We start from the raw sequence: 17,237 nt of genomic DNA, 5'->3' as shown, positions 1-17,237 counted from the left end.
TAGTTCGGAACTTCGCGCTATAAAACGAATCTGAAGAACACAGCAATTTTGCGTTATCTGTTAATCGAGACTGAAATACATGAAAAAAACCACATTAGCACTGAGTGCACTGGCTCTGAGTTTAGGTTTGGCGTTATCTCCGCTCTCTGCAACGGCGGCTGAGACTTCTTCAGCAACGACAGCCCAGCAGATGCCAAGCCTTGCACCGATGCTCGAAAAGGTGATGCCTTCAGTGGTCAGCATTAACGTAGAAGGTAGCACAACCGTTAATACGCCGCGTATGCCGCGTAATTTCCAGCAGTTCTTCGGTGATGATTCCCCGTTCTGCCAGGAAGGTTCTCCGTTCCAGAGCTCCCCGTTCTGTCAGGGTGGTGGACAAGGTGGTAACGGCGGTGGCCAGCAACAAAAATTCATGGCGCTGGGGTCTGGCGTCATCATTGATGCCGATAAAGGCTATGTCGTGACTAACAACCACGTTGTCGATAATGCGACGGTCATTAAAGTTCAACTGAGCGATGGCCGTAAGTTCGACGCGAAGATGGTCGGCAAAGATCCGCGCTCTGATATCGCGCTGATCCAGATCCAGAACCCGAAAAACCTGACCGCGATTAAGATGGCGGATTCCGATGCGTTGCGCGTGGGTGATTACACCGTCGCTATCGGTAACCCGTTTGGTCTGGGCGAGACGGTAACTTCCGGTATCGTCTCTGCACTGGGGCGTAGCGGTCTGAACGCCGAAAACTACGAAAACTTCATCCAGACGGACGCAGCAATCAACCGGGGTAACTCCGGTGGTGCGCTGGTTAACCTGAACGGTGAACTGATCGGTATCAACACCGCGATCCTTGCACCGGATGGCGGTAACATCGGTATCGGTTTTGCTATCCCGAGCAACATGGTGAAAAACCTGACCTCGCAGATGGTGGAATACGGCCAGGTGAAACGCGGTGAGTTGGGCATTATGGGGACCGAGCTGAACTCTGAGCTGGCGAAAGCAATGAAAGTTGACGCTCAGCGTGGCGCTTTCGTAAGCCAGGTTCTGCCGAACTCTTCTGCTGCAAAAGCGGGTATTAAAGCGGGTGATGTGATCACCTCACTGAACGGTAAGCCGATCAGCAGCTTTGCCGCGCTGCGTGCTCAGGTGGGTACTATGCCGGTGGGCAGCAAACTGACCCTGGGCTTGCTGCGCGATGGTAAGCAGGTCAACGTGAATCTGGAACTGCAGCAGAGCAGCCAGAATCAGGTTGATTCCAGCTCTATCTTCAACGGCATTGAAGGCGCTGAAATGAGCAACAAAGGCAAAGATCAGGGCGTGGTCGTGAACAACGTGAAAACCGGTACTCCGGCTGCGCAGATTGGCCTGAAAAAAGGTGATGTGATTATTGGCGCGAACCAGCAGACAGTGAAAAACATCGCTGAACTGCGTAAAGTTCTCGACAGCAAGCCGTCAGTGCTGGCGCTGAACATTCAGCGCGGCGATAGCACCATCTACCTGTTAATGCAGTAATCTCCCTCAACCCCTTCCTGCAAACGGGAAGGGGTTCTCTTTTCAATTTGTGACCCCCTCCACAACTCCATATTTCTCTGTCGTCCTTTGTGCATTTGCACAATGCTGTGCGTTGCGTACTTCCTTATGCTAAACCGTGCATAACGGAGGGCTTATGGCTGGCTGGCATCTTGATACCAAAATGGCGCAGGATATCGTGGCGCGTACCATGCGCATCATCGATACCAATATCAACGTAATGGATGCTCGCGGGCGAATTATCGGCAGCGGCGATCGTGAGCGTATTGGTGAATTGCACGAAGGTGCATTACTGGTACTGTCGCAAGGGCGGGTGGTCGATATCGATGATGCGGTAGCGCGCCATCTGCACGGTGTACGTCAGGGGATTAACCTGCCGTTACGGCTGGAAGGCGAGATTGTCGGCGTTATCGGCCTGACCGGTGAACCGGAGCATTTGCGCAAATATGGTGAACTGGTCTGTATGACGGCGGAGATGATGCTGGAACAGTCGCGGTTGATGCACCTGCTGGCGCAGGATAGCCGACTGCGTGAAGAGTTAGTCATGCATCTGATTCAGGCTGAAGAAAATACGCCAGCGTTAACCGAATGGGCGCAACGACTGGGTATCGATCTCAATCAACCCCGCGTGGTGGCCATTGTCGAGGTCGATAGCGGCCAGCTTGGCGTGGACAGCGCGATGGCGGAACTACAGCAACTGCAAAATGCACTCACCACGCCGGAACGCAACAATCTGGTGGCGATAGTCTCGCTAACCGAAATGGTGGTGCTGAAACCGGCATTGAATACGTTTGGGCGCTGGGATGCTGAGGACCATCGTAAGCGAGTAGAGCAACTTATTACTCGTATGAAGGAGTACGGTCAGTTGCGTTTTCGCGTGTCACTGGGCAATTATTTTACCGGCGCTGGCAGTATTGCGCGTTCTTATCGTACGGCGAAAACAACGATGGTAGTGGGTAAACAGCGGATGCCAGAAAGTCGCTGCTATTTTTATCAGGATCTGATGCTGCCAGTATTACTCGACAGTTTACGTGGCGACTGGCAAGCCAACGAACTGGCGCGTCCTCTGGCACGGCTAAAAGCGATGGATAATAATGGCTTGCTGCGGCGGACGCTGGCAGCGTGGTTTCGCCATAATGTGCAGCCGCTGGCAACGTCAAAGGCGCTGTTTATCCATCGCAATACTCTGGAGTATAGGCTTAATCGTATATCGGAACTGACCGGGCTGGATTTGGGCAATTTTGATGACAGGTTGCTGCTGTATGTTGCGTTGCAACTGGATGAAAAGCGGTAGGTTACGCGTTAAGGTCGAGGCGGCGCTGGCTTGTTCCCCTCACCCCGAAGGGAAGAGGGGATTGCCCGAGCTAACTGTCTGTTCGGGATTATTTACGCGTCAGTTTTTCCAGATCGGCTTCAATCTCGCTGATCTTATTGGTTACTACTGACTCCAGGTGACGTAAGTCGTCGAGGATCTTACGTTTAAGATCAACTTCGCTGCGGTCACGCTGGCAGATTTGATCAAGCTCATCAATGATATAACGCAGATTCGGGCTGATCTCCTGCACTTCTTTATAACCCTGACCCACACCATCGGCGACGACCGTTTTGCGCTGGCGCGGATATTTAAACTTCACGCTCTTAGCGAAAAACTCGCCTTTGTCTTTCTGAAAATAGATTTTCAGAATATCGTTGTTGGCTTCCTGCCGGAGGCTGTAACGATCAATTTCTTCAGGATTGGTAATACCCAGACTTTTCAGATTGTCGTACATAGCGTTACCTCAAAATGAGTCAGTAAATTGTGCTTATCTTAGCATTTGGCCTGGCCCGCCCGGCTCGACTGTGATCGCAGAAAGCCTTTTTCTTCCAGACTTCTATCATGGCGTAAAATTAAAAAAATTACCTGCTTTATTCTGGCGATATCATTCATGTTCTACTCCAGTTCCAGCATTGTCACTTCCGGACGGCAGTTCAGACGCAAGCCATACAAACTTCCCACACCTCGAGTCGTGTAGATGTGTCGTTCGCCAAAAGCGTTTAACCCTGCGACATAGCGTTTATCTTTAACTGGCGCAAAAGGTTCGCCAACTAATGGCACGTGTAACTGACCGCCGTGAGTGTGACCACAAAGCATCAGATCCCACTTTTCATTACGCATGACTTCTTTGCTGTCGGGATTATGCGCCAACACCAGTCGTGGCAGATTGGCTTCGCTGGCGGGAGGCGGTTTGCATTGTCCGGCCCATAAATCACCAGTGCCTACCAGTTCGAATTGCCTGTTCGGCGTGGCGATCACGGTTGCCTGGTTAACCAACACCGTGATGCCCGCCGATTGCAACGCCTCGCCAATTAAGCGATTTTTCTCTGTACCAACAGGGCGATCGTGGTTGCCGAAGCAGGCAAACGTCGGCGCACATTCGGCAAGGGGGGAGAGTACGTCAGCAAACGCCGGAAAATTCAGCGGCATATCAAATAATACGTAATCGCCGCCCAGCAATATCAAATCGGGCTTTTGTGCTACGCCAAGAGCAATCGCGTCAGAAATCAGGCTTAGAGGAACAAAACGAGAGTAATGGAGATCTGCCAGAAAAAGGATTTTGAAAGGTGGAACGTTGTCTTTAAAAAAGGCGAGGCGGTGACGGATTAATTCAAGCCAGCCAGGTTCCCAGTAATGCATATAACCGAAACCTGAGCCCGCGGCTAACGTCGCGGCGGCAGCCTGCAAAAATCGTCGGCGTGAAATCATCGCTCATCCCTGCAAAAAAATCGGGCAGCGTCGTGCTGCCCGTGTGCATACTTTTAGTCGATGGTACGCAGCAGTTCGTTAATACCAACTTTACCGCGAGTTTTCGCGTCAACTTTCTTAACGATAACCGCACAGTAGAGGCTGTATTTGCCATCTTTCGACGGCAGGTTGCCGGATACCACCACAGAACCTGCCGGTACGCGACCGTAATGGATTTCGCCGGTTTCACGGTCGTAAATACGGGTGCTCTGACCGATGTATACGCCCATGGAAATGACGGAACCTTCTTCGACAATCACGCCCTCAACGACTTCAGAACGTGCGCCGATGAAGCAGTTATCTTCAATAATGGTCGGGTTAGCCTGCAACGGCTCCAGTACACCGCCGATGCCTACACCGCCAGACAGGTGGACGTTTTTACCAATCTGCGCACAGGAACCGACAGTGGCCCAGGTATCAACCATCGTACCTTCATCAACGTATGCGCCGATGTTGACGTAAGATGGCATCAGCACGGTATTACGGGCGATAAATGCGCCCTGACGCACTGCCGCTGGTGGCACTACGCGGAAGCCTTCTTTCTGGAAACGCGCTTCATCGTAGTTAGCGAATTTCATCGGCACTTTATCGAAGTAGCGGCTTTCTGCCCCTTCGATCACCTGATTATCATTAATACGGAAAGAGAGCAGCACCGCTTTTTTCAACCACTGATGCGTCACCCACTGACCGTCAATTTTTTCCGCTACACGCAGTGCGCCGGAATCCAGCAGGGCGATCACCTGATTTACCGCTTCGCGGGTAACGGTGTCTGCATTGGCTGGCGTGATCTCGGCACGGCGTTCAAAAGCGGTTTCAATAATGTTCTGTAACTGCTGCATTGTTAAACTCTTTTCATATCAGTAAACACATCACCCTTTATCGTTTGGATTGAGGGCCTCTGTCAACCGCTGATGCACTTCCTGCTGCAACTCGTTATTAAGTGCGCGCCGATCAGCGGTGGCGATTATGAATAAATCTTCTACTCGCTCGCCAATGGTTGTAATTCGAGCGCCATGAAGCGAAATTCCCAGATCGGCAAAAATTTTCCCAACTCGGGCCAGTAGTCCAGGTTGGTCGAGAGCGATAAGCTCAAGGAATGATTTTCGGTCGGTATGGGTAGGCAAAAACGTCACTTCGGTTTCAACAGTAAAGTGACGTAGTTTTGCCGGTTGACGACGCGGCTGTGGTGGCTGCCAGCTACTTTGCGTCAGTACCTGCTCAAGTCCAAAACGAATGACTTCATGGCGATCAGCGGACAGCGGGCTGCCATCCGGTTCCAGTACGATGAAGGTATCCATTGCCATACCGTCGCGAGTGGTGAAAATTTGTGCGTCGTGAACGCTTAAATTGCGGCGGTCTAATTCGGCACAGACGGCAGCAAACAGATAGGGGCGGTCCGGACTCCAGATAAATATCTCCGTTCCGCCGCGTGTGGCTTGCGGACTAAGCAATACCAGCGGCTTGCTTAAATCATGCTGCAATAAATGGCGCGCATGCCAGGCCAGTTGATTTGGGCTATGGCGGACAAAATAGTTGGCGCGACAACGTGACCAAATCTGGTGTAACGCCTCTTCGTCGATGTTATCCATACGCAGCAGCGCCAGCGCCTGAAACTGATGATGGCGAACTCGTTCGCGCATATCCGGCGTGTTTTGCATCCCGCGTCGTAGCTGTTTTTCGGTGGCGAAATAGAGTTCGCGCAGCAGGCTTTGCTTCCAGCTATTCCACAGCGTTTCGTTGGTGGCGCAAATATCGGCCACTGTCAGGCATACCAGATAGCGCAGCCGGGTTTCCGTTTGCACTTCTTCGGCAAACTGCTTGATGACTTCCGGGTCCTGAATATCGCGGCGTTGGGCGGTGACCGACATCAGCAAGTGCTGGCGAACCAGCCAGGCTACCAGTTGCGTTTCGCGCGAGTTCAGCCCGTGGAGCTCGGCAAAATGCACTACGTCTTGTGCGCCGAGTATAGAGTGGTCGCCGCCGCGCCCTTTGGCGATATCGTGAAACAGTGCGGCGATAAAGATAAGCTCAGGTGACGGCAATCGCGGCCAGACATCCACACACAACGGATGGCGCTGGCGCGTTTCTTCACTGGCAAAACTCTCCAGTTTCAACATCACGCGAATAGTATGTTCATCCACCGTGTAGGCGTGGAACAGGTCAAACTGCATCTGCCCGACGATATGCGACCATTGCGGCATATAGGCACCGAGCACGCTATGGCGATGCATCGGTAACAGTCCACGACGCACCGAACCAGGGTGACGCAGAATGCTCAAAAATAGCTTTCGCGCTTGCGGAATATTGCACAGCGGTTGTTGCAGATGGCGACGGGCATGACGTAACTGGCGCAGTGTGGTGGAGTAAATGCCGGTGATCGCACTGTTGCGCACCATCGTATAGAACATGCGTAATATCGCTTCTGGTTGGCGCATAAACAGCGTTTCATCGCGCAGATCGATAAGCGTGCCGCGTAGCTGAAATTCATCGTCTATTGGACGTGGTTTTTCGTCGGCAGGGAGGGCGAGGATAGCCTCGTCGAACAGTTGCAATAGCATATGGTTAAGTTCGCTAACGCGGCGCGTAACGCGAAAATAATCCTTCATCATCTGTTCGACAGGCTCGTTACCTTCGCCACCGTAATTCAGACGCTGGGCAACGCTAAGCTGGCGATCAAATAACTGGCGATTATCGTAACGGTTGACCACCAAATGCAGGGCGAAGCGAATTCGCCAGAGAATATGCAAACACTCATTTAGCTCTGCACGTTCCGCAGACGTTAAGAAGCCAAATCCGACCATTTCATCGAGTGATGTTGCGCCAAAATGACGGCGGGCCACCCATTGCAGAGTGTGGATATCGCGCAAGCCGCCGGGGCTACTTTTGATATCTGGTTCAAGATTGTAGCTGGTGCCGTGATAACGCTGGTGGCGCTGGTTTTGTTCTTCAACTTTCGCCGCGTAAAACTTATCGGACGGCCAGAATCCTTCGCTGAAAATATGCTTTTGCAGTTCGAGAAATAGCGCTACATCGCCAATTAACAAGCGGGATTCGATCAGGTTGGTTGCGACGGTTAAATCTGATAATCCTTCCAGTAAGCACTCTTCAAGCGTGCGCACGCTATGACCGACTTCCAGCTTCACATCCCAGAGCAGCGTTAACAGCTCGCCCACTTTTTGTGCCTGATCGTCCGGAAGTTTTTTACGGCTTAAGATCAGTAAATCGACGTCTGAAAGCGGATGCAGCTCGCCACGACCATAGCCACCGACGGCGACCAGCGCCAGATCGGCGATCTGGCTGAATCCTGCTTCAATCCATAACCGTTGCAAGAGCTGGTCGATAAATTCAGTGCGGGCTTCAATCAATTGTTCAGCGGAGATCCCACTATCAAAGGCATCACCCAGCCAACGCTGGAAAATATCAATATGGGCTTTTATCCCACAGACAGTTAATTCATCACGGGGCCAGGCGCATGGATTTTGCGGTTGACCGGGCAGGGTGGGGAGAGCGGTATTTGCGTACTGTTCTGGAAGGGTATTCATCGTGCGCCACCCATAAGATTACATTATCACATTAAAAAAGCCGGCATTCGCCGGCTTCAGATTGTTGACAAAGTGCGCTTTGTTCATGCCGGATGCGGCGAGAACGCCTTATCCAGCCTACAACTCCTTGCAAATGGAGAAGGTAGGACGCATCAGGCATTTTTGCGTTTGTCTTCCTCTTATTCGTCGTGCGAGATTATCGCCGGGATGGTGTCATCCTTGCGTAACGTCAGAATTTCGCAGCCGTTATCAGTCACCACAATAGTATGCTCGTATTGTGCAGACAAGCTGCGATCTTTGGTTTTTACCGTCCAGCCATCTTTCATGGTGCGGATCTCTTTTTTACCCGCGTTGACCATTGGCTCGATAGTGAATGTCATCCCTGGTTTCAGCACGACGTTGGTTTCAGGGGAGTCATAGTGCAGCACCTGCGGTTCTTCATGGAAGCCGCGACCAATACCGTGCCCGCAATATTCACGAACGACAGAGAAGCCTTCTGCTTCGACAAATTTCTGAATCGCTGCACCGATTTCGCGCAGATTGATGCCTGGTTTCACCATACGCAGCGCCAGGTACAGGCTCTCTTGTGTGATGCGGCACAGGCGTTCGCCCATGATGGTTGGCTTACCGACGATAAACATTTTCGAGGTATCGCCGTGGAAACCATCCTTAATAACGGTGACATCGATGTTAACGATGTCGCCATCTTTCAGCAGCTTGGCATCGTCCGGAATACCGTGGCACACCACTTCATTAATAGAGATGCAAACAGATTTCGGATAACCATGATAGCCGAGGCAGGCAGAAACCGCGTGTTGTTCATTAACAATGTAATCATTACAGATGCGATCCAGCTCGCCGGTGCTGACGCCCGGTTTAACATACGGTTCGATCATCTCCAGCACTTCGGCAGCCAGGCGGCCAGCGACGCGCATTTTTTCGATATCTTCAGGGGTCTTGATTGAGATAGCCATTAATTCTGTCCATCAGCGTCGGTGATACCGACAATATATATGTAAGTGCTGTCAATGGTATCACACCCGGGCAAATTGAGAATCATTCTGAATTTCGCCAAACGTGCCACTGAACGTTTTCTATAATAGAAAATTCATCGTCTGGTGCTGTACACAGCGCCAACAATTATTGGTGTCCGCAACGTATTTGTGGTATAAAGCGCGCCGGACTTCCGATCCATTTCGTATACACAGACTGGACGGAAGCGACAATCTCACTTTGTGTAACAACACACACGTATCGGCACATATTCCGGGGTGCCCTTTGGGGTCGGTAATATGGGATACGTGGAGGCATAACCCCAACTTTTATATAGAGGTTTTAATCATGGCAACTGTTTCCATGCGCGACATGCTCAAGGCTGGTGTTCACTTCGGTCACCAGACCCGTTACTGGAACCCGAAAATGAAGCCGTTCATCTTCGGTGCGCGTAACAAAGTTCACATCATCAACCTTGAGAAAACTGTACCGATGTTCAACGAAGCTCTGGCTGAACTGAACAAGATTGCTTCTCGCAAAGGTAAAATCCTTTTCGTTGGTACTAAACGCGCTGCAAGCGAAGCGGTGAAAGACGCTGCTCTGAGCTGCGACCAGTTCTTCGTGAACCATCGCTGGCTGGGCGGTATGCTGACTAACTGGAAAACCGTTCGTCAGTCCATCAAACGTCTGAAAGACCTGGAAACTCAGTCTCAGGACGGTACTTTCGAAAAGCTGACCAAGAAAGAAGCGCTGATGCGCACTCGTGAGCTGGAGAAACTGGAAAACAGCCTGGGCGGTATCAAAGACATGGGCGGTCTGCCGGACGCTCTGTTTGTAATCGATGCTGACCACGAACACATTGCTATCAAAGAGGCAAACAACCTGGGTATTCCGGTATTTGCTATCGTTGATACCAACTCTGATCCGGACGGAGTTGACTTCGTTATCCCGGGTAACGACGACGCAATCCGTGCTGTGACCCTGTACCTGGGCGCTGTTGCTGCAACCGTACGTGAAGGCCGTTCTCAGGATCTGGCTTCCCAGGCGGAAGAAAGCTTCGTAGAAGCTGAGTAATAAGGCTTGATAACTCCCCCAAAATAGTTCGAGTTGCAGAAAGGCGGCAAGCTCGAGAATTCCCGGGAGCTTACATCAGTAAGTGACCGGGATGAGCGAGCGAAGACAACGCATCTACGGCGCGAAATATGAAGGGGGGAGAGCCCTTATAGACCAGGTAGTACACGTTTGGTTAGGGGGCCTGCATATGGCCCCCTTTTTCACTTTTATATCTGTGCGGTTTAACGCCGGGCAGATCACATCTCCGAGGATTTTAGAATGGCTGAAATTACCGCATCCCTGGTAAAAGAGCTGCGTGAGCGTACTGGCGCAGGCATGATGGATTGCAAAAAAGCACTGACTGAAGCTAACGGCGACATCGAGCTGGCAATCGAAAACATGCGTAAGTCCGGTGCTATTAAAGCAGCGAAAAAAGCAGGCAACGTTGCTGCTGACGGCGTGATCAAAACCAAAATCGACGGCAACTACGGCATCATTCTGGAAGTTAACTGCCAGACTGACTTCGTAGCGAAAGACGCTGGTTTCCAGGCGTTCGCAGACAAAGTTCTGGACGCAGCTGTAGCTGGCAAAATCACTGACGTTGAAGTTCTGAAAGCACAGTTCGAAGAAGAACGTGTTGCGCTGGTAGCGAAAATTGGTGAAAACATCAACATTCGCCGCGTTGCTGCGCTGGAAGGCGATGTTCTGGGTTCTTATCAGCACGGTGCGCGTATTGGCGTTCTGGTTGCTGCTAAAGGCGCTGACGAAGAGCTGGTTAAACACATCGCTATGCACGTTGCTGCAAGCAAACCAGAATTCATCAAACCAGAAGACGTATCCGCTGAAGTGGTAGAGAAAGAATACCAGGTACAGCTGGACATCGCGATGCAGTCTGGTAAGCCGAAAGAAATCGCAGAGAAAATGGTTGAAGGCCGCATGAAGAAATTCACCGGCGAAGTTTCTCTGACCGGTCAGCCGTTCGTTATGGAACCGGCAAAAACTGTTGGTCAGCTGCTGAAAGAGCATAACGCTGAAGTGACTGGCTTCATCCGCTTCGAAGTAGGTGAAGGCATCGAGAAAGTTGAGACTGACTTTGCAGCAGAAGTTGCTGCGATGTCCAAGCAGTCTTAATTATCGAAAAGGAGCCGCCTGAGGGCGGCTTCTTTTTGCGCCCATCTTGTAAATTCAGCTAACCCTTATGGGGCTGCGCTGAAAAGCGACGTACAATGTCGCTAGTATTAATTCATTTCAATCGTTGACAGTCTCAGGAAAGAAACATGGCTACCAATGCAAAACCCGTCTATAAACGCATTCTGCTTAAGTTGAGTGGCGAAGCTCTGCAGGGCACGGAAGGCTTCGGTATTGATGCAAGCATACTGGATCGCATGGCTCAGGAAATCAAAGAGCTGGTTGAACTGGGTATTCAGGTTGGTGTGGTGATTGGTGGGGGTAACCTGTTCCGTGGCGCTGGTCTGGCGAAAGCGGGTATGAACCGCGTTGTGGGCGACCACATGGGGATGCTGGCTACCGTAATGAACGGCCTGGCAATGCGTGATGCACTGCACCGCGCCTATGTGAACGCTCGTCTGATGTCCGCTATTCCGTTGAATGGCGTGTGCGACAGTTACAGCTGGGCAGAAGCAATCAGCCTGTTGCGTAACAACCGTGTGGTGATCCTCTCCGCCGGTACGGGTAATCCATTCTTCACCACTGACTCCGCAGCTTGCCTGCGCGGTATCGAAATTGAAGCCGATGTGGTGCTGAAAGCGACCAAAGTTGATGGTGTGTTTACCGCTGATCCAGCGAAAGATCCAACTGCAACTATGTATGAGCAGCTGACTTACAGCGAAGTGCTGGAAAAAGAGCTGAAAGTCATGGACCTGGCGGCCTTTACGCTGGCTCGTGACCACAAATTACCGATTCGTGTTTTCAACATGAACAAACCGGGTGCACTGCGCCGTGTGGTAATGGGTGAAAAAGAAGGAACATTAATCACGGAATAATTCCCGTGATGGATAAATAAGGGTAAGATTCCGCATAAGTATCGCGGGGGCGTAAGTCTGGTTATAAGGCGTTATTGTTGCAGGCAGTCTGGTCACGGCCAGCGCGCAGCAACCGGAGCGTACATAAGTACGTGAGGATGGCGAGCACTGCCCGGGGCCAAAATGGCAAATAAAATAGCCTAATAATCCAGACAATTACCCGTAATATGTTTAATCAGGGCTATACTTAGCACACTTCCACTGTGTGTGACTGTCTGGTCTGACTGAGACAAGTTTTCAAGGATTCGTAACGTGATTAGCGATATCAGAAAAGATGCTGAAGTACGCATGGACAAATGCGTTGAAGCGTTCAAAACCCAAATCAGCAAAATACGCACGGGTCGTGCTTCTCCCAGCCTGCTGGATGGCATTGTCGTGGAATATTACGGCACGCCAACGCCGCTGCGTCAGCTGGCAAGCGTAACGGTAGAAGATTCCCGTACTCTGAAAATCAACGTGTTTGACCGTTCAATGTCTCCGGCCGTTGAAAAAGCGATTATGGCGTCCGATCTCGGCCTGAACCCGAACTCTGCGGGTAGCGACATTCGTGTTCCGCTGCCGCCGCTGACGGAAGAGCGTCGTAAAGATCTGACCAAAATCGTTCGTGGCGAAGCTGAACAGGCGCGTGTTGCAGTACGTAACGTGCGTCGTGATGCGAACGACAAAGTGAAAGCACTGTTGAAAGAAAAAGAGATCAGCGAAGACGACGATCGCCGTTCTCAGGACGATGTACAGAAACTGACTGATGCTGCAATCAAGAAAATTGAAGCGGCGCTGGCAGACAAAGAAGCAGAACTGATGCAGTTCTGATTTCTTGAACGACAAAAAACGCCGCTCAGTAGATCCTTGCGGATCGGCTGGCGGCGTTTTGCTTTTTATTCTGTCTCAACTCTGGATGTTTCATGAAGCAACTCACCATTCTGGGCTCGACCGGCTCGATTGGTTGCAGCACGCTGGACGTGGTGCGCCATAATCCCGAACACTTCCGCGTAGTTGCGCTGGTGGCAGGCAAAAATGTCACTCGCATGGTAGAACAGTGCCTGGAGTTCTCTCCCCGCTATGCCGTTATGGACGATGAAGCGAGTGCGAAACTTCTTAAAACGATGCTACAGCAACAGGGTAGCCGCACCGAAGTCTTAAGCGGGCAACAAGCTGCCTGCGATATGGCGGCGCTTGAAGATGTTGATCAGGTGATGGCGGCGATTGTGGGCGCTGCTGGCCTGTTACCTACCCTTGCCGCGATCCGCGCCGGTAAAACCATCCTGCTGGCAAACAAAGAATCACTGGTCACCTGCGGACGTCTGTTTATGGACGCAGTAAAGCAGAGTAAAGCACAGTTATTACCGGTCGATAGCGAACACAACGCCATTTTTCAGAGTTTACCGCAACCTATTCAGCATAATCTGGGATACGCTGACCTTGAGCAAAATGGCGTGGTGTCCATTTTACTTACCGGGTCTGGTGGCCCTTTCCGTGAGACGCCCTTGCGCGATTTGGCAACAATGACGCCCGATCAAGCATGCCGTCATCCGAACTGGTCGATGGGACGTAAAATTTCTGTCGATTCGGCTACCATGATGAACAAAGGTCTGGAATACATTGAAGCTCGCTGGTTGTTTAACGCCAGCGCCAGCCAGATGGAAGTGCTGATTCACCCGCAGTCAGTGATTCACTCGATGGTGCGTTATCAGGACGGCAGCGTTCTGGCGCAACTGGGCGAACCCGACATGCGTACGCCAATTGCCCACACCATGGCATGGCCGAATCGCGTGAACTCTGGCGTGAAGCCGCTCGATTTTTGCAAACTAAGTGCGTTGACATTTGCCGCACCAGATTATGAGCGTTATCCATGCCTGAAACTGGCGATGAAGGCGTTCGAACAGGGCCAGGCAGCGACGACCGCATTGAATGCTGCAAACGAAATCACTGTTGCAGCCTTTCTTGCGCAACAAATCCGCTTTACGGATATCGCCGCGTTGAATTTATCCGTGCTGGAAAAAATGGATATGCGCGAACCACAATGTGTGGACGATGTGTTGTCTGTTGATGCCAATGCGCGTGAGGTCGCCAGAAAAGAGGTGATGCGTCTCGCAAGCTGAGGATAATCCGGCTACAGAGAGTCGTGCTATTTGTTAGCGTAGGGCTTCAGTGATATAGTCTGCGCCATCTGATCGTCAGTAGTTGGCTTTGTAAGGTCAGATATGCCGTGGTTTTACACGGCTTTTTTTTGTATAGGCTTCAGTATTCCTGAGTACCGTAAACCCTATCAGGGAATAAAAAACGCGTGATGTTGTCTGCTACTCAACCACTTAGCGAAAAATTGCCAGCACATGGCTGTCGCCATGTTGCGATCATTATGGACGGCAATGGTCGCTGGGCAAAAAAGCAAGGGAAGATTCGTGCCTTTGGGCATAAAGCCGGGGCAAAATCCGTCCGCCGTGCTGTCTCTTTTGCGGCCAACAACGGTATTGAGGCGTTAACGCTGTATGCCTTTAGTAGTGAAAACTGGAACCGACCAGCGCAGGAAGTCAGTGCGTTAATGGAACTGTTTGTGTGGGCGCTTGATAGCGAAGTAAAAAGCCTGCACCGACATAACGTGCGTCTGCGTATTATTGGCGATACCAGTCGCTTTAACTCGCGTTTGCAAGAACGTATTCGTAAATCTGAAGCGTTAACTGCCGGGAATACCGGTCTGACGCTAAATATTGCGGCGAACTACGGTGGACGTTGGGATATTGCCCAGGGAGTCAGGCAACTGGCTGAAAAGGTGCAGCAAGGAAACCTGCAACCGGATCAGATAGATGAAGAGATGCTTAACCAGCATGTCTGTATGCATGAACTGGCCCCTGTAGATTTAGTAATTAGGACTGGGGGGGAGCATCGCATTAGTAACTTTTTGCTTTGGCAAATTGCCTATGCCGAACTTTACTTTACAGATGTTCTTTGGCCCGATTTCGATGAACAAGACTTTGAAGGGGCGTTAAATGCCTTTGCTAATCGTGAGCGTCGTTTCGGCGGCACCGAGCCCGGTGATGAAACAGCCTGATGGGGGTCGCTTTTGCTGAAGTATCGCCTGATATCTGCTTTTGTTTTAATACCCGTAGTCATCGCGGCGCTGTTTTTGTTGCCGCCGGTGGGGTTCGCCATTGTTACGCTGGTAGTTTGTATGCTGGCGGCGTGGGAATGGGGACAGCTTAGCGGTTTTACCACTCGCTCGCAGCGGGTATGGCTGGCGGTGCTGTGCGGGTTATTGCTGGCGCTGATGCTTTTTCTATTGCCGGAATATCATCGGAATATTCATCAACCACTGGTTGAAGTCTCACTTTGGGCTTCGCTTGGTTGGTGGGGTGTTGCGTTATTATTGGTGCTATTTTACCCCGGTTCGGCGGCAATCTGGCGCAACTCTAAAACGTTACGCATTATTTTCGGTGTATTAACCATTGTGCCTTTCTTTTGGGGCATGCTGACGTTACGTGCTTGGCACTATGACGAGAATCATTACAGTGGCGCGATATGGCTGCTCTATGTCATGATCCTGGTCTGGGGAGCTGACTCAGGGGCATATATGTTTGGCAAATTATTTGGCAAACATAAGCTGGCGCCGAAGGTTTCTCCGGGTAAAACCTGGCAAGGTTTTATTGGCGGACTCGTGACCGCAGCAGTAATCTCATGGGGTTATGGTATGTGGGCGAATCTCGACGTCGCACCCGTCACCTTACTCATTTGCTCCATTGTCGCAGCGTTAGCTTCTGTGCTCGGCGACTTAACTGAGAGCATGTTTAAGCGCGAAGCAGGAATTAAGGACAGCGGTCATTTAATTCCAGGACACGGTGGTATTTTAGATCGTATTGATAGCCTGACGGCTGCGGTGCCGGTCTTTGCTTGCCTGTTGTTGCTGGTATTCAGGACGCTTTAACGGAAGGTATTATGCTGAGTTTTCTCTGGGATTTGGCTTCGTTCATTGTTGCACTGGGGGTGCTTATCACCGTGCATGAATTTGGTCATTTCTGGGTTGCCCGGCGCTGTGGTGTTCGCGTTGAGCGTTTCTCAATAGGTTTTGGTAAGGCGCTCTGGCGCCGCACTGACAAACTCGGCACCGAATATGTCATCGCCCTGATCCCCCTGGGCGGTTATGTCAAAATGCTGGATGAACGCGCAGAACCGGTTGTTCCGGAACTTCGCCACCATGCCTTCAACAATAAAACTGTTGGCCAGCGTGCAGCGATAATCGCCGCAGGTCCGGTTGCAAACTTCATTTTTGCTATCTTTGCTTACTGGCTGGTTTTTATCATTGGTGTTCCCGGCGTTCGTCCGGTTGTTGGTGAAATATCAGCCAACTCGATTGCCGCACAAGCACAAATTGTACCTGGCACGGAACTAAAAGCTGTAGATGGTATCGAAACGCCTGATTGGGATGCCGTGCGCTTACAACTGGTTGACAAAATCGGCGACGAAAGCACCACCCTTACGGTGGCACCTTTTGGCAGCGATCAACGACGAGATGTAAAGCTTGATTTGCGAAACTGGGCGTTTGAGCCTGATAAGGAAGATCCGGTATCTTCTTTGGGAATTCGCCCTCGTGGTCCGCAAATTGAACCTGTACTGGAAAATGTGTCACCAAACTCAGCGGCAAGTAAGGCGGGTTTGCAAGCAGGCGACAGGATCGTTAAAGTCGATGGTCAGCCATTAACGCAATGGCTGACGTTTGTGATGCTTGTCCGGGATAACCCGGATAAACCATTAGCGTTAGATATCGAAAGACAGGGGAGTCCCTTGTCTTTGACATTAATCCCGGAGAGCAAACCGGGTAAGGGTAAAGCGATTGGTTTTGCCGGCATTGAGCCGAAAGTCATTCCTTTGCCAGATGAGTATAAAGTTGTACGCCAGTATGGACCGTTCAACGCCATCGTTGAGGCCACGGACAAAACGTGGCAATTGATGAAGCTGACGGTCAGTATGCTGGGAAAATTGATCACCGGTGATGTGAAACTGAACAACCTCAGTGGGCCGATCTCTATCGCCAAGGGGGCTGGGATGACAGCGGAACTCGGGGTTGTTTATTACCTGCCGTTCCTTGCGCTTATTAGCGTGAACTTAGGGATAATTAACCTGTTTCCGTTGCCCGTACTTGACGGGGGGCATCTGCTGTTCCTTGCGATCGAAAAGATCAAGGGCGGACCGGTATCCGAGCGGGTTCAAGACTTTTGTTATCGCATTGGCTCGATTCTGCTGGTGCTGTTAATGGGGCTTGCACTTTTCAATGATTTCTCTCGGTTATGAGAGTTAGTTAGGAAGAACGC

The 17,237-nt window shown here is 51.1% G+C and carries 15 protein-coding genes; 10 read left to right on the top strand and 5 right to left on the bottom strand.

What is annotated here, in order from left to right:
- Positions 1 to 79 precede the first annotated feature (79 nt).
- Both degP and cdaR read left to right on the top strand, forming a co-directional pair.
- Positions 80 to 1,507: a serine endoprotease DegP gene (degP, locus tag FEK66_RS03025; RefSeq protein ID WP_130205012.1), complete on the top strand. Its 1,428-nt coding sequence runs from the start codon at positions 80 to 82 to the stop codon at positions 1,505 to 1,507.
- Between the two features lie 154 nt (positions 1,508 to 1,661).
- On the top strand, positions 1,662 to 2,819 hold the full coding sequence (gene cdaR / locus FEK66_RS03020) for a DNA-binding transcriptional regulator CdaR (RefSeq protein ID WP_135493475.1): 1,158 nt from the start codon (positions 1,662 to 1,664) through the stop codon (positions 2,817 to 2,819).
- Positions 2,820 to 2,907: 88 nt separating this feature from the next.
- Here the strand turns inward: cdaR and FEK66_RS03015 are convergent, their stop codons facing one another.
- The 5 genes from FEK66_RS03015 to map all read right to left on the bottom strand — a co-directional run bounded on the left by FEK66_RS03015 (position 2,908) and on the right by map (position 8,823).
- A complete protein-coding gene (locus tag FEK66_RS03015) occupies positions 2,908 to 3,294 on the bottom strand; it encodes a DUF3461 family protein (protein WP_000272188.1) in 387 nt (128 codons plus the stop codon).
- A 161-nt stretch (positions 3,295 to 3,455) separates the two neighbouring features.
- Entirely contained in the window at positions 3,456 to 4,268 is an 813-nt protein-coding gene (yaeI, locus tag FEK66_RS03005) for a phosphodiesterase YaeI (protein WP_135493477.1), read from the bottom strand.
- A 53-nt stretch (positions 4,269 to 4,321) separates the two neighbouring features.
- Positions 4,322 to 5,146 carry a 2,3,4,5-tetrahydropyridine-2,6-dicarboxylate N-succinyltransferase gene (dapD, locus tag FEK66_RS03000; protein WP_001186656.1) on the bottom strand — a complete coding sequence of 275 codons (825 nt, stop codon included), beginning with the start codon at positions 5,144 to 5,146 and terminating at the stop codon, positions 4,322 to 4,324.
- Positions 5,147 to 5,176: 30 nt separating this feature from the next.
- Positions 5,177 to 7,849 carry a bifunctional uridylyltransferase/uridylyl-removing protein GlnD gene (gene glnD, locus FEK66_RS02995; protein WP_135493478.1) on the bottom strand — a complete coding sequence of 891 codons (2,673 nt, stop codon included), beginning with the start codon at positions 7,847 to 7,849 and terminating at the stop codon, positions 5,177 to 5,179.
- Between the two features lie 179 nt (positions 7,850 to 8,028).
- Positions 8,029 to 8,823: a type I methionyl aminopeptidase gene (map, locus tag FEK66_RS02990; protein ID WP_001018190.1), complete on the bottom strand. Its 795-nt coding sequence runs from the start codon at positions 8,821 to 8,823 to the stop codon at positions 8,029 to 8,031.
- A 367-nt stretch (positions 8,824 to 9,190) separates the two neighbouring features.
- Here map and rpsB point away from each other — a divergent pair, with 367 nt between their 5' ends.
- The 8 genes from rpsB to rseP all read left to right on the top strand — a co-directional run bounded on the left by rpsB (position 9,191) and on the right by rseP (position 17,217).
- Positions 9,191 to 9,916 carry a 30S ribosomal protein S2 gene (gene rpsB, locus FEK66_RS02985; protein WP_000246884.1) on the top strand — a complete coding sequence of 242 codons (726 nt, stop codon included), beginning with the start codon at positions 9,191 to 9,193 and terminating at the stop codon, positions 9,914 to 9,916.
- A gap of 258 nt (positions 9,917 to 10,174) precedes the next feature.
- A complete protein-coding gene (gene tsf / locus FEK66_RS02980; RefSeq protein ID WP_000818112.1) occupies positions 10,175 to 11,026 on the top strand; it encodes a translation elongation factor Ts in 852 nt (283 codons plus the stop codon).
- Between the two features lie 146 nt (positions 11,027 to 11,172).
- Positions 11,173 to 11,898: a UMP kinase gene (gene pyrH, locus FEK66_RS02975; RefSeq protein WP_000224573.1), complete on the top strand. Its 726-nt coding sequence runs from the start codon at positions 11,173 to 11,175 to the stop codon at positions 11,896 to 11,898.
- Between the two features lie 291 nt (positions 11,899 to 12,189).
- A complete protein-coding gene (gene frr / locus FEK66_RS02970; RefSeq protein ID WP_000622419.1) occupies positions 12,190 to 12,747 on the top strand; it encodes a ribosome recycling factor in 558 nt (185 codons plus the stop codon).
- A 92-nt stretch (positions 12,748 to 12,839) separates the two neighbouring features.
- Positions 12,840 to 14,036, top strand: a complete 1,197-nt coding sequence (gene ispC, locus FEK66_RS02965; RefSeq protein ID WP_131161218.1) for a 1-deoxy-D-xylulose-5-phosphate reductoisomerase — start codon at positions 12,840 to 12,842, stop codon at positions 14,034 to 14,036.
- Positions 14,037 to 14,224: 188 nt separating this feature from the next.
- Positions 14,225 to 14,983: a (2E,6E)-farnesyl-diphosphate-specific ditrans,polycis-undecaprenyl-diphosphate synthase gene (gene ispU, locus FEK66_RS02960; protein WP_112014149.1), complete on the top strand. Its 759-nt coding sequence runs from the start codon at positions 14,225 to 14,227 to the stop codon at positions 14,981 to 14,983.
- A 12-nt stretch (positions 14,984 to 14,995) separates the two neighbouring features.
- Positions 14,996 to 15,853, top strand: a complete 858-nt coding sequence (cdsA, locus tag FEK66_RS02955; RefSeq protein WP_138211409.1) for a phosphatidate cytidylyltransferase — start codon at positions 14,996 to 14,998, stop codon at positions 15,851 to 15,853.
- A gap of 11 nt (positions 15,854 to 15,864) precedes the next feature.
- Positions 15,865 to 17,217 (top strand): sigma E protease regulator RseP, encoded by a 1,353-nt coding sequence (rseP, locus tag FEK66_RS02950; protein ID WP_130217326.1) that lies wholly within the window; start codon positions 15,865 to 15,867, stop codon positions 17,215 to 17,217.
- Positions 17,218 to 17,237 lie beyond the last annotated feature (20 nt).

Origin of the sequence: Escherichia sp. E1130 (assembly GCF_005781065.1) — a bacterium.
GTDB lineage: Bacteria > Pseudomonadota > Gammaproteobacteria > Enterobacterales > Enterobacteriaceae > Escherichia.
Note: the sequence above shows the minus strand (reverse complement) of the source record. Positions and strands in the feature narration are given on the sequence as shown.

Excerpts from the sequence above, each read along its gene's own strand:
- degP (WP_130205012.1), top strand. The coding sequence starts at position 80 with ATGAAAAAAACCACATTAGCACTGAGTGCACTGGCTCTGAGTTTAGGT.
- FEK66_RS03015 (WP_000272188.1), bottom strand. The coding sequence starts at position 3,294 with ATGTACGACAATCTGAAAAGTCTGGGTATTACCAATCCTGAAGAAATT.
- pyrH (WP_000224573.1), top strand. The coding sequence starts at position 11,173 with ATGGCTACCAATGCAAAACCCGTCTATAAACGCATTCTGCTTAAGTTG.
- ispC (WP_131161218.1), top strand. The coding sequence starts at position 12,840 with ATGAAGCAACTCACCATTCTGGGCTCGACCGGCTCGATTGGTTGCAGC.
- tsf (WP_000818112.1), top strand. The coding sequence starts at position 10,175 with ATGGCTGAAATTACCGCATCCCTGGTAAAAGAGCTGCGTGAGCGTACT.
- yaeI (WP_135493477.1), bottom strand. The coding sequence starts at position 4,268 with ATGATTTCACGCCGACGATTTTTGCAGGCTGCCGCCGCGACGTTAGCC.
- rseP (WP_130217326.1), top strand. The coding sequence starts at position 15,865 with ATGCTGAGTTTTCTCTGGGATTTGGCTTCGTTCATTGTTGCACTGGGG.
- glnD (WP_135493478.1), bottom strand. The coding sequence starts at position 7,849 with ATGAATACCCTTCCAGAACAGTACGCAAATACCGCTCTCCCCACCCTG.
- rpsB (WP_000246884.1), top strand. The coding sequence starts at position 9,191 with ATGGCAACTGTTTCCATGCGCGACATGCTCAAGGCTGGTGTTCACTTC.
- map (WP_001018190.1), bottom strand. The coding sequence starts at position 8,823 with ATGGCTATCTCAATCAAGACCCCTGAAGATATCGAAAAAATGCGCGTC.
- ispU (WP_112014149.1), top strand. The coding sequence starts at position 14,225 with ATGTTGTCTGCTACTCAACCACTTAGCGAAAAATTGCCAGCACATGGC.
- cdaR (WP_135493475.1), top strand. The coding sequence starts at position 1,662 with ATGGCTGGCTGGCATCTTGATACCAAAATGGCGCAGGATATCGTGGCG.
- dapD (WP_001186656.1), bottom strand. The coding sequence starts at position 5,146 with ATGCAGCAGTTACAGAACATTATTGAAACCGCTTTTGAACGCCGTGCC.